Here is a 24,084-nt window from a genome sequence, read left to right on the forward strand (position 1 = left end):
TTTAAAAAATTAATATGATATTTTAATTATTCTATTAATCTTTAAAAACACTAGAAGCTCATGTTAGGGATTGAAACGACATCCTTTTGTGAGGAACGAACAAAAGATATAGTGGAAAACCCGACCTGACTATAAGGAAGGTAACACCCAAAAATTACTTTTTCTTCTTTTTTCGATTTTGTTTCTTTCTGATTTTAGCGAACATTTGCTTGTAAACTTCCACATTTACTTCTGCTTTTCTTTCTGCAACGATTTTTGAGAAGTCGAAATTGAGCTTTGAATCTTGTCTTTTTAACTTATCATCTTGAAAAGCACGTTGCAAAACATCTTCAATTAGAAAATCTTCATTTTCTGATTCTGGGTGATATTCGGTTTTTAAAGAAAGCTTAAAAACATTGGCGGTGGTATTGTACCAAAAGGCTTTCCAACCACTTCTGAGTTCTTTTATATTATTGAAAGCTGTTTTACCTGTTTGACGATGAATAAGTTTGATAAGAATTCGACCTTCGGTCTTTGTCATTTTTTTGATTTGATCTGTAAACTCTCCTTCTATATACTTTTGAATTTGCCGAGTATATTTTTTACGTTTTCTTTTGGATTTAATTCTCTCTAATCTTGCATTTAAAGAATCCAATCTTGTAGATGCCAAATGCGCATAAGGATAGGCTTTGAATACTTTTCTACGAAACCATAAATAATATCGTATATCGTTTCTTGATTTAAATTTATGTTTTGGTAACAAATCGAATCCTTTGAATTCAACTGTTAAGGAATCTCCTGGTTTTACGAAAATATAATCGTCTATATTATGAGGTAAAGAATCTTTTTCTTTTACTTGAGCGAAAGAAATAATTGAACTTAATCCTATATATATGTATAGTAGTTTTTTCAAATTTTAATTTGTTCTCGATACAATTTTTTCATTCTTCAAAAATCACTCGAACTGACATTCTAATCTTATCAATAAATAACAAAAAGGTTGCCAAGATATATTAATCAGAAATTTTGTCAATAAAATCTTGTTCTGAAATAATTTCTATTCCTAAATCTTGTGCTTTTGTAAGTTTTGATGGTCCCATATTATCTCCTGCAACTATAAAGTTGGTTTTTTTAGAGATGGATGAACTTACCTTACCTCCATTATCTTCGATTGCTTTCTTGAGTTCGTTTCTACTCATTTGATGAAAAACACCTGAAACCACAAATATTTGTCCTTTTAGTTTATCAGTTTGATTTTCTAAACTTTCTTCAGAAACTTCTAATTGAACCCCATAGTGTTTTAAACGATTTACCAATTGAATGTTACCTAAATCTGATGAAAAGTCGATAATACTTTGCGCAATTCTATCTCCTATTTCATCTACACCTATTAATATATCGAAATCCGCAGTCATTAAATTGTCTATAGATTTAAAATGTTTTGCTAGTTTTTTAGCAACTGTCTCACCCACAAAACGAATTCCGAGAGCAAATAATACTTTTTCGAACGGAATTTCTTTCGATTTTTCGATTCCGTTAATCATATTTTGTGCAGATTTCTCTGCCATTCTTTCTAACGGAATTATTTGTTCTACCTTTAAATCGTATAAATCTGCATAATTCTGAATTAATCCTTCTTTGCGTAATAAATCTACAGTTTCTCCACCTAAGCCATCAATATCCATCGCTTTTCTACTAATAAAATGTTGGATTCTTCCTGTAATTTGAGGTGCACAACCGAATTCATTTGGACAATAATGTTTTGCATCTCCATCAGTTCTTACTAACTCTGTATTGCATTCAGGGCAATGAGTCGCATATATTGTTGGTTGAGAATCAATTGGACGTTTTGCAAAATCTACTGCTATTATTTTGGGAATAATTTCCCCTCCTTTTTCTACAAAAACAGTATCACCTTCTCTTATATCTAACTTTTCTATTTGGTCTGCATTGTGCAAAGATGCTCTTTTTACAGTGGTTCCTGCCAATTGCACAGGATCCAAATTTGCAACAGGTGTAATTGCTCCAGTTCTTCCCACCTGATATGTAATCTCATTTAAAACCGTAGAAACTTGTTCTGCTGCAAACTTATAAGCAATTGCCCATCTTGGAGCTTTAGAGGTATACCCTAATTCTTCTTGCTGTTGGAGATTATTTACTTTGATTACAATTCCATCTGTTTCATAAGGTAAATCGTGACGTTTGGTATCCCAAAAATTTACAAATTCGAAAACTTCATCAATCGATTTTGCTAATTTGATGGTTTTTGGAACTTTAAATCCTACTTTTCTTGCATTTTCTAAACTCTCGAAATGCGTTTTATATTTTCTTTCTGAAGTTACTACTTGATACAACAAACAATCTAAAGGTCGTTTTGCAACTTCTGTACTATCTTGTAATTTTAAACTTCCGCTAGCCGTATTTCTTGGGTTCCTATACTCCTCTTCTCCATTTGCAACTCGTTCTTCATTCATTTTATTGAATCCGTCTATAGGTAAAATGATTTCTCCACGCATTTCAAAATCGCGAACGAAGTCCGATTTTACACTTAGCGGAATTGACTTTATAGTTCTAATGTTTGCGGTAACCTCATCTCCTTGAAAACCATCACCTCTTGTGACCGCTTTCATAAACTGACCGTTTTCATAAGTTAAATTAATGGAAGCTCCATCAAATTTCAATTCGCAAGTGTATTCTAAATCTGTTCTACCTAAACCTTTTTGAACTCGTTTTTCCCAATCTAACAAGTCTTCTTTAGAATACGAATTATCTAAAGAATACATTCTATTTTTATGTGTAACCGTTTCAAAGTTTTTTGTGATGGTTCCTCCTACTCTTTGTGTTGGTGAATTTGCATCAAAAAACTCTGGATTTTCTTTCTCTAATTTCTCTAATTCTTTTAGTTTGATATCAAATTCAAAATCTGAAATAGAGGCATTATCTAATACATAATAATTGTAATTATGTTGATTTAATTCATCACGAAGTGATTGTATTTTTTGTTGAGTTGTCATTCGTTGGTTCTATAATTTTCCATTGTAAGCAAAATATCTTTAAGCAATTTTTTATTTTCTGTTTTTTCTTTTAAGAAGACAAAATCAGAACCATAATCATTATAAATTCCTAAAACACCATAATCCTTATTAAACAATATTGGCCTCGTTACGTCACTTTTCCCTGAGTTTATCCAATAAAAAGAAAAGTTTTTTTCTGAAATAAGTTGATTTTTATACCTTAAGTCTAAATTTCCTTCATAGTAAATATCGTGATAAAAAATCAATTGATTACTTGCTTTATTATATGAAATAATCAAATCATAAATACTATCTTTTAAGCTTTTGTAGTGGTATTTATAAATTGAACCTGTATCAATAATACTTAATTTATAAAACTTTAATTTGTTTAAAGGTAACTCGTTAGTTAAAGCATAGGAAACTCTCTCTTCTTTTCTCTCGTAGGCTTTGACACTTTCGTCAGAATTGGAAATCTTAATTTTATCACTTTTTTTTTGCTTACATGAACATAAAAAAAAACAAATTAATATAATATTAATTTTTATACTCATATCAAACTAACTTTTCTTTCCTCTTAAAACACTAACACCTTTTGGAAAAGGATTTCCAGATGAACGTCTAAAAGACACTACTTGACCCACATGCCAAATAGCATCTGCAATTGGCCCGTTAATAGCATTCCAAAAAGGAAATTCTGTTTTTCCGAAAATCATTTTATACTGAGAAATATCTTTACTTTCTTTTAGAATTTTACTGGCTTGTTGTAGGTTTTCTAAAGTTTTTTTTCGTTTTTCTGCAAATGACATTTTCGGTTGTTTTGCTCCATTTGCAACTTTTAAAGTTGCGTTTAAAATGACTTGTGATAATCCTAAAATATGATCTATGGTTGCTAATGTTGTTCTTGCTTCTGCATTGGGCTGAAATGCCAAATCTTTTTCAGTTAAACCTTCTGTTGCCCAATAATATCTAAAACCCAAACCATCTACCATTCTACTAGCGGTGGTTCCTGGAGTAAATTCTTTTGGTGCTTCAGGAATTTCGTAATAGGGAAGTTTTTCTTGAGATAATATAAGACAAGTATAAAATATTAAGAAAAAAAGGAAGTACTTTTTCATTCTAATTATAATTAAGTATAACTTCAAAAATAAGATAATTAAAGGAATTTACAGTTAATAAATTATTCAAATTTTTCTTTAAAACACCTGCTTTGTAACCTATGTTACACAACTGGATTTTATGATTTTTGTCATACTGTAATTAACAATCATATTCTAAATTTGGAATATAAATCATTAATTATGAAAAACTTAGTAATTTTAGGAGCGGGAACAGCAGGAACAATGATGGCAAATCACCTTGTTTCTAAATTGCCCAAAAAAGATTGGAAAATCCATATTGTAGACCAATTTAAAACCCATTATTATCAACCAGGGTTTCTGTTTTTACCTTTTGATATCTATACAGAAGAACAAGTAAAAAAAGTTGGAAAAAAATTTATTCCAAAAGGTGTGAATTATATTCAACAAAGAATCGAGAAAATAGATGCTGAAAATAATTTAGTGGATTTAGAAAATGGAACTTTATCTTATGATATCTTAATCATTGCAACAGGTTCTAAAATAGCACCAGATGAAGTAGAAGGAATGATGAGCGAGGAATGGAAAAAATCTATTTTTGACTTTTACACCTATGAAGGTGCTTTGGCTTTGAGAAACAAATTAAGAGATTGGCAAGGTGGAAAATTGGTTGTCCATATTACAGAAATGCCCATAAAATGCCCAGTTGCTCCCTTAGAATTTGCATTTTTAGCTGATTCTTATTTTAAAAAGAAAAAAATTAGAGATAAAGTAGAAATTACTTATGTAACTCCATTATCTGGTGCCTTTACTAAAGAATTTTGTTCAAAATCTTTAGGCTATTTATTAGAAGAGAAAAACATAAAGCTTGTAACTGACTTTGCAATAGAACGTGTAGATTTTGAAAACAACAAAATTATAGATTACATAGACAAAGAGGTAGGGTACGATTTATTAGTAACAGTACCCACCAATATGGGCGATGAAGTTATTGAACGTTCTTGTTTGGGCGATGATTTAAATTTTGTTCCAACACATCCAAATACTTTACAATCTTTAGAAAATGAAAATATTTTTGTGATTGGTGATGCTACTAATGTCCCTGCATCAAAAGCTGGTTCTGTTGCCCATTTTCAAGCAGAAACGTTAACTGATAATATTCTGCTATATATAGATAACAAACCATTAAAAGAAGAATTTGATGGACATGCTAATTGCTTTATAGAAACTGGAAATAATAAAGCTCTACTCATAGATTTTAATTATAAACAAGAACCCGTTACAGGAACTTTTCCATTTTCGGGAATTGGTCCTCTAAAACTTTTAAAGGAAAGTATTTTTAATCATTGGGGGAAATTGGCTTTCAGATGGATTTATTGGAATATGCTCTTAAAAGGAATTTCTATTCCATTTGTATCTAGAAATATGAGTCTTAAAGGAAAAAATATCAATAATTAAAACTAAATAAAAATGATAAAAACTATAAAACAAGTAGAAATTAATGTAAACGAAGAAGGGTATTTGACAGATCTTTCTCAATGGACAAAAGAAATTGGAGATGAAATTGCTAAAGAACATGAAATTGAAATGACAGACAAACATTGGGAAGTTGTTTCATGGATTCAAGAACAAGTAAAAGCTAATAAATCTTTATCAATAAGAGGAATTAAAAAAAGTGGTGTAATTGACATTAAACAATTTTATGCTTTATTTCCTGGAGGCCCTCTAAAAGTATCGACTAAAATAGCTGGAGTACCAAAACCTAAAAGCTGTATTTAACTTAAAAACTAGAAATTATGGGAAAAACAAAAGTAAAAAAGATGCTTTTTATCTTATCAAAGGCAACAATAGAAAATGTTTATGCAGCATTTATTATGGCAAATGGTGCGAGAATGGAAGGCATTGACTCTGAAATATTTTTTACTTTTTTTGGATTAGAAGCTATTCAAAAAAAGAAATTAGAAAATTTAAGGGTTGCTACAGTTGGTAATCCTGCTATGCATATCCCAACAATGCTAGGTGGTTTACCCGGTATGGAAGCTTTAGCTACAAAAATGATGAAAAAAGAAATGGATAAGTTAGACATCCCTCCTGTAGGTGAGTTTTTAGAAATTTTATCCGATTCAGGATGTAAACTTTGGGCTTGTAAATTGGCAGTGGATATGTTTCATCTTAAAAAAGAAGATTTAATTGATGAAATTGAAGACATTATAACTGTAGGTGATTTTTATGCAAGAGCAGATCAAGAAAATACACATTTATTATTTATTTAGAAAAAATCAAAACCCGAAACAAAATATTGTTTCGGGTTTATTTGCTTATATAATAAGCTGGGGAAATAAATTTTAATAATAAGTGTATCTTCTAACTTTAGAAATGTGTTTTGCAAGTCGAATTACTTGATGAGAATACCCATATTCATTATCGTACCATACATAAATTACAATAGTTTCTTCATCTACAATTGTAGCTTTACTATCAAAAATTGATGGTGCTGTTGTTCCAACTATGTCTGAAGATACTAATTCATTATCTAGTGAATATTTAATTTGCTCAACTAAATCACCTTCTAAAGCATATTTCTTTAAAATAGCGTTAATTCTATCTTTAGTAACTTTAGTCCTTAGTTGTAAATTTAAAATAGCCAAAGAGCCATTAGGTACTGGAACTCTAATGGCACTTGACGTCAACTTTCCATTCAAGGCTGGTATGGCTTTAGCAACTGCTTGACCCGCTCCTGTTTCTGTAATTACCATATTTAAAGCTGCTGCCCTACCTCTTCTATACTTACTATGCATATTGTCGACCAAATTCTGATCATTTGTGTAAGCATGAATCGTTTCTAAATGCCCTTTTAGAATTCCAAAATTATCTTCTAATACTTTTAAAACTGGTGTAATTGCATTTGTTGTACAAGAAGCAGCAGAAAAAACATTTACTTTATCTGGACTGTATTGTTTATGATTTACACCATGCACAATATTAGGAACTCCTTTCCCTGGTGCAGTTAGAAGTACTTTATCAGCTCCTTTAGCTTTTAAATGTCTTTCTAATGCAACATCATCTCTAAACGCTCCAGTATTATCAATAACTAAAGCTTTATTAATATCGTATATTGTATAATCAATATCTTCTGGATTGTTTGCTGAAATCATATGAACTGTTGTTCCATTAATAATCAACGCATTATGTTCAGCATCTACTTGTACAGTTCCTAAAAAATCTCCGTGAACAGAATCTATACTTAACAACGAAGCTCTTTTTTCTAAAACAGTTTTATTAATTTTACCTCGAGTTACTATAGCCCTTAAACGTAATTGAGAACCTTTCCCCATTTTAGAACTTAATTCTCTCGCTAATAAACGACCAATTCTACCAAATCCATAAAGAACCACATCTTTTGGCTGTATGTCTTTATATTCTTTAGCTCCTCTTAGTTTGTGTTTTACAAACTCTACCTTATTCGCAGATTTTTTTGGGTTTAAATGACTTTCATAGGCCAATTTACCAATATCCAACTTAGAGGAAGGCAAATCTATTTGTTTAATAGCTTTTGCAATTTCTAGAGCATCTTGAATAGAGATTGGTTTACTAACAAATTCTTTAGCATAACTAATTAAATTTAGAACTTCATTAGCTCTTTTGTCTACCAAAGGGTTTCTAAATAATACTAACTCAATAGATTTATCGTACCATAAATCGTTTACAATAGTAATAAATTCTACCGTTGCTCTTCTAAGTTGAGCTTGAGATAAAACTTCTTCTTCGTAATTAATTGCTGTCAACATTTGAATTGATTAATGTGTTAATTTTGATGCAAAAGTATTTCTTTTTTCGAAAATACGAAATCGATTTCGTGAAATTTTCGTAAATAAAAAAATCCTGATAAAATATCAGGATTTTATAAAATTATTTTAAAATTTCTTTTACCTAAATGCGTAACGCTCTCTTTCTCCATCTAAATTAATTACTTCGATATAAATGGGTCTTCCATTTCCATAAGAAGCATCTATTGCCTTAGCTGCTTCGCTTGCATTTAAAACTGGTTTTTTATTAATTTCCGTTATAATAAAACCTTCTTTTACACCATAATAATCTAGATTTTTATTACCATTCTGTATAATTTTAGCACCTCCTTTTAAATCGTATTTCTTTTTCTCTTTTTTATTTAAATCTTTCAAAACAACACTTAAACTTCTTGAGATATAGGAATCTTTTTTACTAAGCTTTACACTTTTTGTTATAAACTCTCCATCTCTATCTACAGTAATATCTACAAAATCTCCTGGTCTTTTAGCTGTTAATTGCCCTCTTAATTCGGAAAACTTAGAAATCTTAACATTATTCACTTTCTTAATTACATCTCCAGATTTTAAACCTGCTTTTTTTGCGCCGCCATCGTCTGCAACTGCTGTTATTTTTACACCGTTTATATCTTTATCTCTTTGATCGTAATTGATTCCCAAAATTGCTTCTTGTACAGTACCAAACTCTAATAAATCGTCTACAATTTTCTTTGCAATATTAGATGGAACTGCAAATGAATATCCTATAAAAGAGCCCGTTTTAGAAGAAATTGCAGTGTTTATACCAACCAATTCTCCTCTTGTATTTACTAATGCTCCCCCACTATTTCCAGGATTTACTGCTGCATCTGATTGTATAAAAGATTCTACACCAGCATTACCTTCTAAGTCTCTACCTTTTGCGCTTACAATTCCTGCTGTAACTGTTGATGTTAAATTATAAGGGTTACCAACTGCTAAAACCCATTCTCCAATTTTAATATTATCTGAATTTGCAAACGGAATATATGGCAAATCAACATCAGTATCAATCTTTAATAAAGCTATATCATTTTCTTTATCCGTTCCAATGAGTTCTGCAGGATATTTTTGTTTATTATTTAGAGTGATTTCTATATTTGTTGCATTTGCAATTACGTGATTGTTTGTAACAATGTAACCATCTTGCGAAATAATCACTCCGCTGCCTGTGCCAACTTGTTCATATTTTCTTTTCCCATTTCCTCCACCAAAAATAAGATCGTAAGGGTTAACTCTGGTTCTAACTGCTGTATTTTTAACATGAACTACTGAATTCACTGATCGTTCTGCGGCTATTGTAAAATCTATAGAATTTGCAATAATAGCATCATTTTTGTATGTAGGATTAAAATTGGTGTTAACCGTTTTAATAGGTTCTGGTAAAGTTCTTTCAACAATAACTTCTTCGTTAAATAGCATTTTGTATCCACCTAAAGTAAGAGCACCTCCTAAAACCGCCATTCCTAAAAAACCAAAAAATTTCTTCATAATCTTAATTTTTAATAATTCAAATATACAATTTTAACATTTTTAAAAAATCTGTTTAACTTGTTTTTAACGCATTTTAACCACGTATTAACAGGTTTTTTTTGAGATTGAAATCGCTATCTTTGTTCCAATGAATTTAGAGTTTTACAAATACCAAGGAACAGGAAACGATTTTGTTATGATTGACAACAGAACAAAAATCTTTCCAAAAGAAAAAACTGACATAATTTCACATTTGTGTGACAGACATTTTGGAATTGGGGCTGATGGTGTTATTTTGATTGAGAATGATAAGGAATTCGATTTTAAAATGATTTATTTTAATGCTGATGGAAGTCAAACTTTTTGTGGAAATGGAGGTAGGTGTGCTGTTGCTTTTGCTAAATATTTAAATATTATCGATTCTAAAACGAAATTTATTGCCATTGATGGAAAACATTTTGCTGAAATCGAAAACGATATTGTTTCTTTAAAAATGATTGATGTTGATGAAATTAAAATTCAAGAAAACTCGGTTTTTGCTTACACAGGTACTCAGCATCATGTAGAAATGGTTGATAATTTAGATCACTTTCCTGTTTTTGAAAAAGGAAGAAAAATTAGATATTCTTATGCTAATCCAGGAAGTAATGTGAATTTTGTACAACAAATTAACAATTCGACTTTTAGAGTAAGAACTTACGAAAAAGGTGTTGAAGACGAAACTTTAGCTTGTGGTACAGGAGTTACTGCCGTTGCAATTGCAATGCATAAAACCAATAAAACAAATAGTAATTCAATTTCCTTACCAGTTGAAGGTGGAAATTTAGAAGTTTCTTTTTCTGAAAATAATGGAGTTTACACAAACGTTTTTTTAAAAGGTCCTGCAAAATTTGTTTTTAGTGGTAAAATTCAAATTTAAATTCTACCACAAAAAACAATTTTAATAAACTACTTTTATTTCTCGTCTGTTTTTGTGCAATCTAAAATCTTTAAAGCTATTGTTAATATCTAGTTTTAATATATTAGAATGCTCTTTTACATTGATTAAAAATTCATTTTTAACCTTAACTATTTTGATATTTTTTTTTGATTCTGATAAGAAACAAATTACTCTTGTATGCTCTCGTTGAGACTTTATACTTAAAATTTGTGGTACAACCTCCTCACCATCAAAACTCCAACTTGTCGTTTTGTATAAATAGTTTCTAAAATCTTCTTTATTAATTTTAAGGCTTCTAGATTCAGCAAATTTTATATAATTTTCTTGGTCAAAATCAATTTCAAGTAATAACACATGCCCCCTTTCAATAACATTAAAAGTAGCTGAAACAGAATCGTGGGTTAAAAAACTATTACCAATAGTTAAAAAAGCTACAAGTACGATTATTAATTGTTTCATTTTATAATTACTTTTTTAGTTCCTATTAGCTTCCCTTTTTCCACAACTCTTATTAGATAAACACTAGAAGATTTTATATTATTAAATTTTAACACACCTCTACCAGATTTGTTATCAATTAATTTTCCGGTTAACGAAAACAAACCCACCTCATATTTTTGCAAATTTGTAGAAATTACAGAAAAACTTTCTTTAGTATTAGGGTTAGAATTTATAAAATAACCTAATTCTTCTAACCCTAGTTTTGGCGCACTTAAAGTAGCCCCACAACTTTCATCAACAGTTGTTTCTGGATTATCAGTAGCAAAAGGATTTATATTAGCATTATTGTCATCGCAATCATAAGCACTTACAAATCCATCTGCATCTTTGTCTTCATCATTTAAAGGACCTTTACTACTAACAAAACTATCATTAAAATTCCCCTTCATACATCTTGAAATTTGAGGAAAATCTTTTGTCACCACATAATAATATTCAAAAACCTCTTTTCCTTGCGTGGTTGTTAAAGTAATCGAAGCTTCTATACCATTGCATTCATCTAAATCTCCTTTACCAGCGATGTACTCAAAATCGTTAGTGTATTTTCCAGAATAGGACCCACAAGGTGCACTAATACCATCACCAGGTCTTAAACCACTTTTTAATTGGAAACTAGGGCTCATTTCCTTAACATTTCCATCCTTATCAGGACCAAATCTGTACATAATAGGAAAACCATCTGCTGCCCAACCTACTTGTAATAGTTTTTCTGGAGCAGTTTTCCTAGTGGAAATTCCTGTTTGTAATTGCTCTACATACTCAAACATATTTCCATGATAATGATATCCTGAATTAGGGTTTACATGTGCTGAAGCACAATCTAAACCTACAAATTCTCTTCCTTCTCCAATATTAGTAGTTGGCTCAAAAACCCAATCCCAATTATATCTTCCTGTATTTTTATCTTCAAAAATAAATGGAGTCGCAGGCGCTGGCATCATATAAACTCCATTTAAGCTAATTCCAAAGAAATTTAGTGGTCTTCCATTTGCTCTAGTTAAGCTTGTAGTAATTCCCGATAATTTAGGTTTCAAATCAATTTTATACAATCTATAATAAGGTTCTGGTGTTCGGTCAGCAACAAAACAAAAATTATGATTTGGATAGTTATTAGAATATACAACCCTTTTTTCATCTTCTATAAACTCGTAATAAATACTTGGGTTTAAAGGTGTACCACAACACTTAATATTGTTGTAACTTAACACATCAATATCTCCACATGTATTATTACAATCGTCTATTGTGTTTTCATTTCCATTCTTTATTCCATCATTACAAGACCAATCTGTTCTTATAGTCTGAGCTTCTTGCTTTAGCATTGCTTTTATTGTTTCTTGCTCAGAAGTTAAATTGTCGATTAAATTATGTTCTTCTTTAATATCATCAATAATATTGTAAAACTCTTCATTACCGTTTTCATCTTCGATTAATTTATAAGTTGCATTTCTAGTTGTCCAATATTCTATTCCACCACTCTCATAATCTGAATATAGAATTTTTCTTTTGATTTGATTTTGTGATGATAAAGCTGGTTTTAAACTTAAGCTATTTTCTGTACCTCCTAATAATTTTACCCCGGCCAATTCTAAAATTGTAGCATGTAAATCAGTTGCATGTACCAAACTTGTTTCTACTTCATTAATTCTTTCTACAGATTTACCTGTAATAATCATAGGGACTCTAATACCACCTTCGTATAAGGAGGATTTTGCGTGTCCATTTGGCCAATAATTATTTGCCCGACCTGGAGTTCCATTGTCACCAATAAAAATAATTACAGTGTTTTCTAAGGTTTTTTCATCCATACTATTTACTAACCTATTAATTTCATAATCTAAATTTTCTATCATAGATAAATAAGTATTTCTATTGTTAGTAGGTTGTGTAGTATAGGTTCCTGCAGGTGGTTTTTGAAAAGGTACATGAGGTGAAACATGAGACAACCACAAAAACCATGGTTTTGTTTGATTACTTACCCAAGAAATTGCTTTGTTTGTTAAATGTGTGGTAATATATTCACTTACTTGTTCTTCTTCTTGCTCAGTATTTAATTTTGTCCAATTATAATAATCTGAAACTTGAGCAGTAAAAACCCCCTCATAATAAGGAATTCCTGAATTGGCAGGATGATTAAAATTACTGCTACTATTACCTCCAATATGCCATTTGCCAATTACCGCCATACTATAATCAGTTGAACTTTGTGTTTTAATTTTAGTAAATAAGGATGTATGACTTGGATCTAGTATTAATGGTGGTCTCATAACACCCGTTTTAATTCCATATTTACCACTCATAATTGCTGCACGTGTTGGTGAACATTGAGGTGTTGCCCAAGTATTTGTAAACGTCACGCCTTTTTTTCTAAAAGAATCTAAAGTTGGTGTTACTGGTAAATCATTAGATATTCCAAACCCAGGAGTAGAATCTATACCTAAATCATCTGCAATTATTAATAATATATTTGGAGATTGTTGCTGACTTAAAATTGTTGGTGCAAACAAAAATAAAAAGAGTACAGTTTTAAATAGTTTCATAAGTTTTGTATCTTAAGTTGTTGATTCGTGTTTTTTAATGGGGAAAATATATCTAACACTGTATTTAGACATATAATTTTGGTAAAAGTTTAAAATTTAAATAAATAACATGATATTTACCATCTAAATATTGATATTTACATTTAAGAATGACAAAAAAACTCTTAGTTGGAAAAAAAATAAAACTCAGAGCTTTAGAGCCAGAAGATTTAGATTTTCTTTATAAAATAGAAAATAACGAATCTTTTTGGGAGGTAAGCCATACAAAAACTCCATTTTCTAAATATATATTAAAACAATATTTAGCAAATGCACATTTAGATATTTTTGAAGCCAAACAATTACGTTTGTTAATTGAAGAAAAATCAACTAAAAAACAACTAGGAATGATAGACCTTTTTGATTTTAACTCACAACATCAAAGAGCTGGAATTGGTATATTAATTCATCCGAATTATCAAAACAAAGGATACGCATCAGAAGCTTTATCAATTTTAGTTAATTATTGTTTTTCTATTTTAAATTTACATCAACTATATGCTAATATTACTTGTGACAATTCTAAAAGTATTTCACTTTTTACAAAACATTACTTTAAAAAAGTAGGTACAAAAGTAGATTGGATTCTATCTGAAGGAAATTTTAAAGATGAAATTTTATTTCAATTGATAAAACACTAATTTTGTTTTTTTAAAAAAACTGATTTCATTGCATAAAAAAAGATTATACATATTGGGTTTCTTCCTAATTCTTGGAGGAATATTGGGTTACAATTATTATCAAAAAATATTTGGTAAAGCAATCATAAAAGAGACTGTTCTTTATGTAGACGTTTCAGATAGTTTGGTCGATGTCAAAGAAAAGATTTCTCATTTTTCTAACAAACCAAATACTTTTCTATGGGTTGCTGCAAAAAAAAATGTTTCAAAATTTAAAAAAGGGAGGTATGTTTTAAAAGAAGGAATGTCTAATAACGATTTGATAAACATGTTACGGAGTGGTTGGCAAACTCCCTTAAAAATCTCTTTTAACAATCAAGATACTATAGAAAAACTTGCAGGAAGAATTTCTCAACAATTAGAAACTGACTCTATTTCATTGCTAAATGCGTTTACTGATAAAAAATTCTTATCAGTAAATAATTTGACAAAAAAATCTGTACTCCAAATTTTTATTCCAAATACATATGAATTTTATTGGACTGTTTCTCCAGAAAAATTCAGAGCTAAAATGTTAGTATCTTTCAAGCGGTTTTGGAATGAAACTAGATTGCAGAAGGCTAAAGCTTTAAAACTCAACAAAGAGGAAGTAATTACTTTAGCATCTATAGTGCATAAAGAAACTGCTCAAGAATTTGAAAGACCTATTGTGGCTGGTTTGTATTTAAATAGACTCAAAAAAGGAATTCCTTTGCAAGCAGACCCAACTATTATTTACTGTGTTAAAGAAGTAAATGGGCAAGATTTTGTAGTAAAAAGAGTATTGAATATAGATTTGGAAATTAATTCACCCTATAACACTTACAAAAACAGAGGCTTACCTCCCACTTTAATTGCGATGCCTGATATTTCTGCAATAGATGCGGTTTTAAATCCCACAAAACACAGTTATTATTATATGTGTGCAAGTGTAGATAAAATTGGATATCATGAATTTGCAAAAACATTAACTCAACATAATAGAAACGCAGCAAAATACCAACGTTGGTTAAATAGACATAGAATTAATAGGTAGCAGTTGTTAGTTGTTAGTTGTTAGTTGTTAGTTGTTAGTTGTTAGTTGTTAGAGAATAAAAAAAATACTTTTGATCAAAAAAAAAACAATCTCCTTTTTTGTAGCTTTATTTTTCACATTTTCCTTTTGTGCTCAAAACACATCTTTTTTTAAGAAATCCGACACACTTCATAAAAAGAGAAGAAACACTATTGTTATTGCTAAAAGTGTTCTAGCAGGAGGATCTTTACTTGCATTACATCAACTTTGGTATAAAGATTATCCTCAATCAAGTTTTCATTTTAAAAATGACAATAACGATTGGAAACAAATGGATAAAGTTGGACATTTTATGACTTCATATTATGTTGGTAAAATTGGAATGGAAACCTTAGATTGGGCTGGTGTTTCAAAAACAAATCAACTAATATATGGAGCAACCTATGGTTTTGCTTTTTTAACTGCTGTTGAAATTTTAGACGGATTTTCTAGAGAATGGGGCGCTTCTCCTGGAGATATTTTAGCGAATGCTGCTGGTACCGGACTATTAATTGGACAAGAATTATTATGGAAGGAACAACGAATTACAGTAAAATACTCCTTTAATCAAACTGCATATGCAAAACAAAGGCCTAATACGTTAGGTAAAAACTATTTACAACAAGCTTTAAAAGATTATAATGGACAAACATACTGGCTTTCAGCAAATATTTGGTCGTTTAATAAAAAAGGAAACTTTCCAAAATGGTTAAATGTCGCTGTGGGTTATGGAGCAGATGGAATGCTCTTTGGAAGTGAAAATCCACAGAATTTATCACTTCAATCACCCTATAGGCAGTTTTATTTGAGTCTCGATATCGATTTAGTAAAGGTTCCTACAAAATCAAAATTCTTAAAATCGGTCTTTTCTGTTATTAACTTCATAAAAATACCAGCCCCAAGTTTAGAAATTAACACCAAAGGACAAGTAAAATTTCATTATTTGTATTTCTAAAAAATTTAACACATTGATAATCAGTTAAATTAAAAATTGATTATACCTTTGTCATGCAAAACAGAAAGATTTAATATATCAAAAAGTTTTTAGTTTTATGCATTGTGTTTTTAGGATTTATCAACGCAACAATTATTGATAAAAAAACAAATGCAGTAGACGAAGTTACTCTTCCGAAGTTTATAGATTACAATATTCCTTATTTACAGAAAGATTTTGTAGGTTTTAAAGAAGCTTTAGCTTTTAAAGAATCTCAAGGAAAATATACCATTGTAAATACTTTAGGGTATTTAGGCAAATATCAATTTGGGAGAACAACTTTAGAAAGATTTAGAATTTACAATACGCAAGCGTTTTTAAGAAATCCAGAATTACAAGAAAGAGCCTTTATTGCTTTATGTAAAGTAAATAAGTGGATTTTAAGAAAAGATATTAAGCGTTCAATTGGAAAAACCATTAACGGAATTAAAATTACAGAATCAGGTATTTTAGCTGCTGCTCATTTAAGTGGTGCTGGTAATGTAAAAAAATTCTTAAGAAGTAATGGTTCTGTTCGTTTTTCTGATGCTTATGGAGCAACCATTCAATCTTACTTAAAAAAGTTTGGTGGCTATAATGTTTCTAACATTAAAGCTGATAGAAAGGCGAAGGTATAATTACTTCTGAATAATAAAAATAGCAGGCTTTTTATGTAAATCAGGTTGTTGATGTTTCCAATCCTTTATAAACATTGTTTTAATAAACTCAGTTGGCAAAGTTATATCTGCAGCAATACATAAATTGGTAGTTGGGGTTAAAGTAGCTTTTAAATCGGTAAACATCTTTTCATTTCTGTAAGGAGTTTCTATAAAGATTTGTGATTGTTTTTTATCTTTAGACAAACGTTCTAAATCTTTAATTGCTTTTTTTCTTTCACCTTTATCTATTGGTAAATAACCGTTAAAAGCAAAATTTTGCCCATTCATTCCAGAGCTCATCATCGCCATTAAAATAGAGCTTGGTCCAACCAAAGGCACAACTTGAATATTGTTCTGATGGGCTAATTTAACGATACTTGCTCCAGGATCTGCAATAGCTGGAACTCCTGCCTCTGAAAGTAGACCAACATTGATTCCTTCTTTACAAACATCTAAATATTTTCTTGTTTCTAATTCTTCAGCGTACTTATCCAGCAACATTATTTGCAGAGAAGGTTGTGATTTTTTAGGAGATATTTTTTTGATAAATCTTCTTGCTGATTTTTCGTTCTCAACAATATAATAATCAATTTGCTCAACTACTTTTTTTACAGATAAAGGCATTACCTCTAATGGTTCAGTTTCTCCTAAAGTTGTAGGAATTAAGTATAGTTTACCAAACATTTTTATAATTTTTTAGCAATGATTTCACAAGCTTCATCAAGCATTTTATAGACATTTTCAAAACCTTGATTTCCTCCATAATATGGATCTGGAACATTTAGATTAGAATTGGGGTTTGATTCGTTCAAAATAAGTTGTACTTTCTGCTCATCATCTTTATTTCTTGCTACATCAAGTATATTCTGATAATTACTTTCATCCATCGCATAAATCATATCAAACTCATCAAAATCTGATACAGAAAATTTTCTTGCTCTTTGATTTCTAATATTTAACCCATATTTAGCAGCAACATCAATTGAACGTTCATCTGGTTTATTTCCTATATGATAGGCAGCAGTACCTGCAGAATCTACAAAAACTGTATCAGCATTCACTTTAGATTGTAAAATCCCTTCAGCTAAAGGAGAACGACAGATGTTTCCTAAACAAACCATCAATATTTTATACATAAAGTATTTTTGTTAAAAATAAGAAATAGATTCCTGATTGTAGAGGAATGACAAATAAAAAAATTTTCGAAAGTTTTAGAAAGTCAACTTTTTTGTTAAGTCGTCTACATATTTTCTAAACTGCTTGTCTGTTTCTGTTAAGTTGTCTACAGTTTTACAAGCGTGCAACACTGTTGCGTGATCTCTTTGTCCTATTTGATTACCAATACTTGCTAGAGAGGTTTTAGTTAATCGTTTCGCAAAAAACATTGCTAACTGTCTAGCTTGTACTATATGACGCTTACGTGTTTTAGATTGTAAAGTAGCTACATCCATATCAAAGTACTTAGATACTTCTTTCTGAATATAATCTATAGATACTTCTTTTTTAGTGTTTTTAACAAACTTATCTACAATCTGTTTAGCCAATTCTATAGAGAATTCTCTTCTATTAAAAGAGGCTTGAGCAATCATAGAAATGATAACACCTTCTAATTCTCTTACATTAGATTTGATGTTTTTAGCAATATACTCTATAATTTCCTCTGGCATTTCTACACCATCTCTAAACAATTTATTTTCTAAAATAGAAATTCTTGTTTCGTAATCTGGTGCTTGTAATTCTGCTGACAATCCCCATTTGAAACGAGATAATAAACGTTGCTCGATATCTTGCATGTCTACAGGCGCTTTATCCGAAGTTAAAATTACCTGTTTCCCATTTTGATGTAAATGGTTAAAAATATGGAAGAACACATCTTGTGTTCCTGCTTTTCCTGATAAGAATTGAACATCATCAATAATTAACACATCTATCATCTGATAGAAATGAATAAAATCATTTCTAGTATTCGACTTTACAGAATCTATAAATTGCTGTGTGAATTTTTCTGAAGAAATATATAAAACTGTTTTGTCTGGATATTTATCTTTAATATCAACACCAATAGCATGTGCCAAATGTGTTTTTCCTAAACCAACACCACCATAAATTAAAAGAGGATTAAAAGAGGTTCCTCCTGGTTTGTTTGCAACTGCCATACCTGCAGAACGTGCTAATCTATTTGAATCTCCTTCAACAAAATTTGCAAAACTATAGTTTGGATTTAATTGAGATTCTATCTTCACTTTTTGCAATCCAGGAATTACAAAAGGATTTCTTAATTCTCTTTTATTAGATTCTAAAGGAACTGTAACTTTTTGAGGTTTTAAAGGATCTCTATTGGAACTAGGAATTTTAACAATTTGTGGTCTGTTACTACTATAATTGTTTTCCATTTTCACATCGTAAATCAATTTGGCATCATTTCCTAATTGTCTTACCAATGCTACACGTAATAATTTAATGTAGTGTTCTTCTAACCATTCATAAAAAAATTTACTGGGTACTTGAATTGTTAATGCTTCTCCTGAAAGTTTTACCGGCTTTATTGGTTCGAACCAAGTTTTATAAGCTTGTGGTTTAATATTATCCTTTATAAAAGTCAAACATTCATTCCAAACTGAGTCAGCAGTTACAGTCATTTAGTTAAAGTAAATTTTTTTAGGTTAATAATTTTGGTTAAAAATGGACTTTTTGAACCTTTTTCTAAAGCCTTACAAAAGTGTGAATAAAATTCATTAAAAAAAAATGAAATTGCTATTGATTATTAATTATTTTTTACGTAAAATGCTTTTATAAAATTTGTCTATTACAATTGAAAAAATCATCAACAAAAACTAGAATACGATATTCAGAAACCGACCAAATGGGCGTTGTATATCACGGAAACTACGCTCAATTTTTCGAATTGGGCCGAACTGAATGGCTGCGTTCTTTAGGAGTTACTTACAAAGATATGGAAATCAGCGGAATAATGCTCCCTGTTATTTCTTTAAGTTGCAATTTTATAAAATCGGCTTTGTATGATGATGTTTTAACCATACATACAATCTTGAAAAAAAAACCAATGGTAAAGATTGAATTTGATTATGAAATTAAAAACCAAAGTGACGAATTAATTTGCACAGGAAATACAGTTTTGGCTTTTATGAACAGAAAAACGATGAAACCAGCAAGATGCCCTGATTATTTATTAGAAGGTTTGGGATATTAAAAAAATGAAATATTAGCTTACAACATTTATTGGGTTATTTTCTATAAAAGCTTCTAAATTACCAATAGCAGTATTCATTAAACGTAATCTAGCTTCTTTTGATGCCCAAGCAATATGCGGAGTTATAATACAATTTTTAGCATTTCGTAACGGATTGTCTTTTTTCATTGGTTCTTCCGAAATTACATCTACAGCAGCTGCCATTAAATTATTTGTATTTAACGCATTTGCTAAATCTTTTTCATCAACCAAAGGACCTCTAGATGTATTGATTAATATTGCTGTTTTTTTCATTTTAGAAATATTTTCAGCATTTATAATCCCTTCTGTTTCTTTATTTAAAGGACAGTGAAGGCTTACAAAATCTGATTGCAGGAGCAAATCATCCAAAGCAACAAATTGAAGGTTTTCATTTTCAAAGTCTTTATATATAGTCCTACTATATACCAAAACTTTTAAACCAAATGCAATTGCCAATTTAGCTGTTGCTTGCCCAATTTTACCAAAACCAATTAACCCAATTGTTTTTCCAGATAACTCTATTAATGGACTATTCCAATAACTAAAATCTTTGCTAGAAACCCAATCTCCATTTTTTACAGAAATATGATGAGCTCCTATATGATGGCATAATTCTAATAAAAGCGCCATTGTAAATTGTGCTACTGCACCAGAACTATAATCTGGAATATTAGTGACTATAATATTGTGCCTTTTTGCAGCTTCTATAGCTACAACATTAAACCCAGTTGCCAATACTCCTATATATTCTACAGAAGGCACTTGCGCTAAAACCTCTTCATTTAAAGGTGTTTTGTTTGTAAAAACAATTGTTGCATCTGCAATATTTTCTATAATACTATTTGAATCGTATGCTGTTCTATCATAAATGGTTACATCTCCTAATTCTTCCAAGGCGGTCCAACTAATATCTCCTGGATTTAACGTATATCCATCTAAAACTACTATTTTCATATTCTATCCTTTTTGATAAACTTAAACACTATACTATTCTTTTTATATCAACTTTATACAAAGTATTAAAAATACTAAAAATAGCATCCGCATCATTTTTACGAGTAGAAATTGTATACTCACAATCCATTTCTAATTTTTGTTTGATAATTTCAATGTTTTTCTCTTTGATGATTCTTTGCACGGCATTCATCATATCATAGTTGAATTTTAAAGCAAAATGAACATCAATCGTTTTTTCTAAAATATCTGATGCTTCTAAAGCCAACTGTGCAGATGTTTTATATGCTGAAATTAATCCGCCAACTCCTAGTTTTGTTCCTCCAAAATAACGAACTGAAACGACTAAAATATTGGTAACTTCAAAAGATTGAATTTGTCCATAAATAGGCAAACCCGCAGAATTATTAGGTTCTCCATCATCATTTGCTCTAAACCTTATTTTTTCAATTCCTAATTGATACGCATAACAAAAATGTCTTGCAGCATGATGTTTTTTCTTGAGTTCTTCTAAACATTCTTTTACATCATCTTCGTTTTTAACAGGAAAAGCATATCCAAAAAACTTGCTTCCTTTTTCCTTAAAAAGTGTTTCCTCAGATGGTTTTTCTATGGTTTTATATGCGTCTTCTATCATTTAAGCTATAGTTACTAGGATAATTCCAAGAATTGCTAAAAAGACTCCTATTTTATTTTTAAGGCTAAAATGTTCTTTAAATAATAACAAACCTACCAAAGTAGAAACAATTACAATACCTACATTATTTATGGTGAACAAAGTTGAACTTTCGAAACCATCTACTTGCAAAGCTTTAATTAAAAATATAATCGAATAATAATTAGGTATTCCTAAAACAACACCAGCAATTACATTTTTTACACCAAAAGATTCTTGTTTTTTTATGGATTTCACTCCTAGAATAATCAGTCCAAAAAAAGCTGCTATTGCGAATAAACTTCCAGAAAAAATTGCAACTTCTTCTTTGGGAACAAAGTTTACTTCAATATATTTTAATAGGGTATCTATTGCTCCAGAACCAAAAAACAAAAGGATTGGAAATAGTAACCCAGCTTTTTTAACGTTTCTTTTTTCTTCTTTTACAGATGCTAAATAGACAGCAATAACTGCTATTATAATTCCGATAACTTTTAAAAAAGTAACAGACTCATTGTACAAAAAAAGCCCGAATAAAACAGGTATAACCACAGACATTTTACCTGCCACAGAAGCTACTGAAACTCCATTTTTTTGAGCTGCCATTGCCATTACAAAAAAAATAGAAACAAATAATGCACCCAATAATATAGCACCAAAAAACCAAGTTTGATTTGGAATTTCTGCAAACGGAATTCTTTTTTCTGCGGATACAAAACCTATCATAAAAGCAACAATATAGTTTACAACTATAGCTTTTAAAACATCAATTTTATAAATACCAAAGTATTTAAAGATGACAAACAAACCTGTTGAAAAAAGAATACTTAGCAGTAAATAAATCAAAATAAATCTTCTTTTTTCGTGAATAATTGAGTTACATCTTCTTCTCCTGGAATTAAATTCCAAGTATGAATTCCAAGTAGATTTGCAGCATCTGTATTCTCTTTTGTATCATCAATAAAAATAGTTTCTTCTGCGATTAAATTATTTTCATTCAATACAAACTTATAAATGTCTGCATTGGGTTTTTTTAAATGAATTTCATAAGTCAAATAAAATTTTTCAAAACAGCTTTTAAAATCATTATAAAGTTCCATTCCCCAATCTTTTTGAATCCAAGAAATGTGTAAATCGTTTGTATTGCTTAATAAAAACAATCTATATTTTTTACTTTCTGCCAACTTTTTTAAAAACTCTAATCGTTTTAAAGGAAAATCTAACAAAATAGAATTCCAAGCTAAAACCAATGCTTCTTTAGGTTTTTTAAGATTTTGATTGAAAAAAGTTAAAAAATCTTCAGTAGAAATTAATCCCATTTCATAATCATCTAAAATATTTTTTACTGCTTCATCTACTTGAGAAACACCTAATTTCTCTATCTCTTTTGCAAAGCGTTTTTTATCTAAGTTGATAAAAATATCGCCAAAATCGAAAATGATATTTTTAATCATTTGAATATATTTTTAAAACATCTCTTTTAATGTTTTTCTCTTCTAAAACTGTTTTATTAAAAATTGGAGATTTTACCCCCATTCCAAACTCACAATCACCTATAAAAATCATTGCTTCATCCCATAAGTTCTCATCAATAAATGTTTGTAATGTATGAGTACCTCCTTCTATAATTAAAGATTGAATATGGTGTTTTTGTAAAACTTCACAAATTTGAGAAGCTATTTTTTTAGTAAAATCAATCTCTTCATAAATTAGTTGAGATTTCTCGACATTGTTCGAAATGACATTTTTATTCTTTAGACTTCTTGATTCTGTAATAACGATTGTCTTCACACTTTTATCAAAAACATTGGCGCTTTTTGGTATTCTTAAATTTCTATCCAATACAATTCTAATTGGATTTTCTCCATACCAACTTCTTACATTTAGTTTAGGGTTATCAGCAATAACCGTATTTGTCCCTACTAAAATAGCGTGCTCTTTACTTCTTAATTGGTGCACTAATTGCTGTGAATAAGGATTGGAAATCCAAACGGGTCTGTTTTCGCCTTTGGTTAATGGAGCAATACATCCATCTTTGGTTTCTGCCCATTTAAGCATAATAAAAGGTCTTTTTTTTTCTTGACTTGTAAAAAAACGTTTGTGATGCTCTCTACATTCATCTTCCAATACACCAACAACTACTTCTATTCCTGCTATTTTTAATCGCTCAATTCCTTTACCAGCAACCAAACTATTAGAATCTACACAACCAATAACCACTTTTTTAAATTGATATTTTACAATTAAATCTGCACAAGGTGGTGTTTTACCAAAATGTGCACAAGGTTCTAAGGTTACATAAATTGTTGCTTCTTTTAAAAGTGATTTATCTTTTACCGATTCAATTGCATTTACTTCGGCGTGTTTACCACTGTAAGAAGAAGTAAAACCTTCTCCTATAATTGTATCATTATAAACTACAACCGCGCCAACAGAAGGATTAGGACGTGCAGTTCCAATTCCATTTTTAGCGATTTGCAAACAACGTTTTATGTAAAACTCGTGATTAATA

At 30.0% G+C, this 24,084-nt stretch carries 25 protein-coding genes; 9 read left to right on the plus strand and 16 right to left on the minus strand.

All coding sequences use genetic code 11. The features are described 5' to 3' along the window. Positions 1–154 precede the first annotated feature (154 nt). The 4 genes from DIS07_RS00005 to DIS07_RS00020 form a co-directional block, all read right to left on the minus strand. The gene (locus tag DIS07_RS00005; RefSeq protein ID WP_235869061.1) at positions 155–892 is read right to left on the minus strand and encodes a DUF4294 domain-containing protein; all 738 of its coding nucleotides are present in this window, start codon (positions 890–892) and stop codon (positions 155–157) included. 100 nt (positions 893–992) lie between these two features. Continuing rightward, positions 993–2,993 (minus strand): NAD-dependent DNA ligase LigA, encoded by a 2,001-nt coding sequence (ligA, locus tag DIS07_RS00010; RefSeq protein ID WP_109403168.1) that lies wholly within the window; start codon positions 2,991–2,993, stop codon positions 993–995. Beyond that, positions 2,990–3,544: a hypothetical protein gene (locus DIS07_RS00015; RefSeq protein WP_109403169.1), complete on the minus strand. Its 555-nt coding sequence runs from the start codon at positions 3,542–3,544 to the stop codon at positions 2,990–2,992. The genes ligA and DIS07_RS00015 overlap by 4 nt, the downstream gene beginning before the upstream one ends. A gap of 6 nt (positions 3,545–3,550) precedes the next feature. Further along, the gene (locus DIS07_RS00020; RefSeq protein WP_109403170.1) at positions 3,551–4,108 is read right to left on the minus strand and encodes a hypothetical protein; all 558 of its coding nucleotides are present in this window, start codon (positions 4,106–4,108) and stop codon (positions 3,551–3,553) included. Positions 4,109–4,291: 183 nt separating this feature from the next. On the opposite strand from DIS07_RS00020, the gene sqr reads away from it, so the two are divergent. From sqr to DIS07_RS00035, 3 genes are read left to right on the plus strand one after another with little or no spacing between them, the layout of a single operon-like run. Continuing rightward, a complete protein-coding gene (gene sqr / locus DIS07_RS00025; protein ID WP_109403171.1) occupies positions 4,292–5,527 on the plus strand; it encodes a type III sulfide quinone reductase, selenoprotein subtype in 1,236 nt (411 codons plus the stop codon). A 12-nt stretch (positions 5,528–5,539) separates the two neighbouring features. Then, the gene (locus tag DIS07_RS00030; protein WP_109403172.1) at positions 5,540–5,848 is read left to right on the plus strand and encodes a TusE/DsrC/DsvC family sulfur relay protein; all 309 of its coding nucleotides are present in this window, start codon (positions 5,540–5,542) and stop codon (positions 5,846–5,848) included. A 17-nt stretch (positions 5,849–5,865) separates the two neighbouring features. After that, the gene (locus DIS07_RS00035; protein WP_109403173.1) at positions 5,866–6,342 is read left to right on the plus strand and encodes a DsrE/DsrF/DrsH-like family protein; all 477 of its coding nucleotides are present in this window, start codon (positions 5,866–5,868) and stop codon (positions 6,340–6,342) included. A 72-nt stretch (positions 6,343–6,414) separates the two neighbouring features. Here DIS07_RS00035 and DIS07_RS00040 read toward each other — a convergent pair whose 3' ends face one another. Then, the gene (locus tag DIS07_RS00040; RefSeq protein ID WP_109403174.1) at positions 6,415–7,857 is read right to left on the minus strand and encodes a glyceraldehyde-3-phosphate dehydrogenase; all 1,443 of its coding nucleotides are present in this window, start codon (positions 7,855–7,857) and stop codon (positions 6,415–6,417) included. A 138-nt stretch (positions 7,858–7,995) separates the two neighbouring features. After that, a complete protein-coding gene (locus DIS07_RS00045) occupies positions 7,996–9,384 on the minus strand; it encodes a S1C family serine protease (RefSeq protein WP_109403175.1) in 1,389 nt (462 codons plus the stop codon). Positions 9,385–9,514: 130 nt separating this feature from the next. Between DIS07_RS00045 and dapF the strand changes: the two genes are divergently transcribed. After that, a complete protein-coding gene (gene dapF, locus DIS07_RS00050; RefSeq protein ID WP_109403176.1) occupies positions 9,515–10,285 on the plus strand; it encodes a diaminopimelate epimerase in 771 nt (256 codons plus the stop codon). A 21-nt stretch (positions 10,286–10,306) separates the two neighbouring features. On the opposite strand, the gene DIS07_RS00055 is transcribed toward dapF, so the two are convergent. Beyond that, the gene (locus tag DIS07_RS00055; protein WP_109403177.1) at positions 10,307–10,765 is read right to left on the minus strand and encodes a hypothetical protein; all 459 of its coding nucleotides are present in this window, start codon (positions 10,763–10,765) and stop codon (positions 10,307–10,309) included. Beyond that, positions 10,762–13,347 (minus strand): sulfatase-like hydrolase/transferase, encoded by a 2,586-nt coding sequence (locus DIS07_RS00060; RefSeq protein WP_109403178.1) that lies wholly within the window; start codon positions 13,345–13,347, stop codon positions 10,762–10,764. The genes DIS07_RS00055 and DIS07_RS00060 overlap by 4 nt, the downstream gene beginning before the upstream one ends. A gap of 149 nt (positions 13,348–13,496) precedes the next feature. Here DIS07_RS00060 and DIS07_RS00065 point away from each other — a divergent pair, with 149 nt between their 5' ends. From DIS07_RS00065 to DIS07_RS00080, 4 genes are all read left to right on the plus strand, one after another. After that, complete coding sequence (locus tag DIS07_RS00065; RefSeq protein ID WP_109403179.1) at positions 13,497–14,027, plus strand: GNAT family N-acetyltransferase; 531 nt, start codon at positions 13,497–13,499, stop codon at positions 14,025–14,027. 52 nt (positions 14,028–14,079) lie between these two features. Next, a complete protein-coding gene (gene mltG / locus DIS07_RS00070) occupies positions 14,080–15,081 on the plus strand; it encodes an endolytic transglycosylase MltG (protein WP_235869062.1) in 1,002 nt (333 codons plus the stop codon). 70 nt (positions 15,082–15,151) lie between these two features. Next, positions 15,152–16,054 carry a DUF2279 domain-containing protein gene (locus DIS07_RS00075; RefSeq protein WP_235869063.1) on the plus strand — a complete coding sequence of 301 codons (903 nt, stop codon included), beginning with the start codon at positions 15,152–15,154 and terminating at the stop codon, positions 16,052–16,054. A 104-nt stretch (positions 16,055–16,158) separates the two neighbouring features. After that, positions 16,159–16,710 (plus strand): peptidoglycan-binding protein LysM, encoded by a 552-nt coding sequence (locus DIS07_RS00080; RefSeq protein WP_235869064.1) that lies wholly within the window; start codon positions 16,159–16,161, stop codon positions 16,708–16,710. Here the strand turns inward: DIS07_RS00080 and DIS07_RS00085 are convergent, their stop codons facing one another. The 3 genes from DIS07_RS00085 to dnaA all read right to left on the minus strand — a co-directional run bounded on the left by DIS07_RS00085 (position 16,711) and on the right by dnaA (position 19,370). Next, positions 16,711–17,415 (minus strand): SAM-dependent methyltransferase, encoded by a 705-nt coding sequence (locus DIS07_RS00085; RefSeq protein ID WP_109403182.1) that lies wholly within the window; start codon positions 17,413–17,415, stop codon positions 16,711–16,713. It abuts the gene before it with no gap. A gap of 2 nt (positions 17,416–17,417) precedes the next feature. Continuing rightward, complete coding sequence (locus DIS07_RS00090; protein WP_109403183.1) at positions 17,418–17,867, minus strand: low molecular weight protein-tyrosine-phosphatase; 450 nt, start codon at positions 17,865–17,867, stop codon at positions 17,418–17,420. Positions 17,868–17,942: 75 nt separating this feature from the next. After that, positions 17,943–19,370: a chromosomal replication initiator protein DnaA gene (gene dnaA / locus DIS07_RS00095; protein WP_109403184.1), complete on the minus strand. Its 1,428-nt coding sequence runs from the start codon at positions 19,368–19,370 to the stop codon at positions 17,943–17,945. Positions 19,371–19,543: 173 nt separating this feature from the next. On the opposite strand from dnaA, the gene DIS07_RS00100 reads away from it, so the two are divergent. After that, positions 19,544–19,942, plus strand: a complete 399-nt coding sequence (locus DIS07_RS00100; protein ID WP_109403185.1) for an acyl-CoA thioesterase — start codon at positions 19,544–19,546, stop codon at positions 19,940–19,942. A 12-nt stretch (positions 19,943–19,954) separates the two neighbouring features. Here DIS07_RS00100 and DIS07_RS00105 read toward each other — a convergent pair whose 3' ends face one another. The 5 genes from DIS07_RS00105 to ribD are packed head-to-tail and all read right to left on the minus strand — an operon-like array spanning position 19,955 to position 24,083. Then, positions 19,955–20,917, minus strand: a complete 963-nt coding sequence (locus DIS07_RS00105) for a D-2-hydroxyacid dehydrogenase (RefSeq protein ID WP_109403186.1) — start codon at positions 20,915–20,917, stop codon at positions 19,955–19,957. 28 nt (positions 20,918–20,945) lie between these two features. Beyond that, the gene (locus DIS07_RS00110) at positions 20,946–21,554 is read right to left on the minus strand and encodes an IMPACT family protein (RefSeq protein WP_181374492.1); all 609 of its coding nucleotides are present in this window, start codon (positions 21,552–21,554) and stop codon (positions 20,946–20,948) included. Next, complete coding sequence (locus DIS07_RS00115; RefSeq protein ID WP_109403187.1) at positions 21,555–22,418, minus strand: EamA family transporter; 864 nt, start codon at positions 22,416–22,418, stop codon at positions 21,555–21,557. It abuts the gene before it with no gap. After that, positions 22,415–23,026, minus strand: coding sequence for an HAD family hydrolase (locus DIS07_RS00120; RefSeq protein WP_109403188.1), 612 nt, complete (start codon positions 23,024–23,026; stop codon positions 22,415–22,417). Before DIS07_RS00120 ends, DIS07_RS00115 begins: the two co-directional genes overlap by 4 nt. Next, positions 23,019–24,083: a bifunctional diaminohydroxyphosphoribosylaminopyrimidine deaminase/5-amino-6-(5-phosphoribosylamino)uracil reductase RibD gene (ribD, locus tag DIS07_RS00125; protein ID WP_262503120.1), complete on the minus strand. Its 1,065-nt coding sequence runs from the start codon at positions 24,081–24,083 to the stop codon at positions 23,019–23,021. Before ribD ends, DIS07_RS00120 begins: the two co-directional genes overlap by 8 nt. Position 24,084 lies beyond the last annotated feature (1 nt).

Origin of the sequence: Polaribacter aquimarinus, from assembly GCF_003129485.1 — a bacterium.
Lineage (GTDB): Bacteria > Bacteroidota > Bacteroidia > Flavobacteriales > Flavobacteriaceae > Polaribacter > Polaribacter aquimarinus.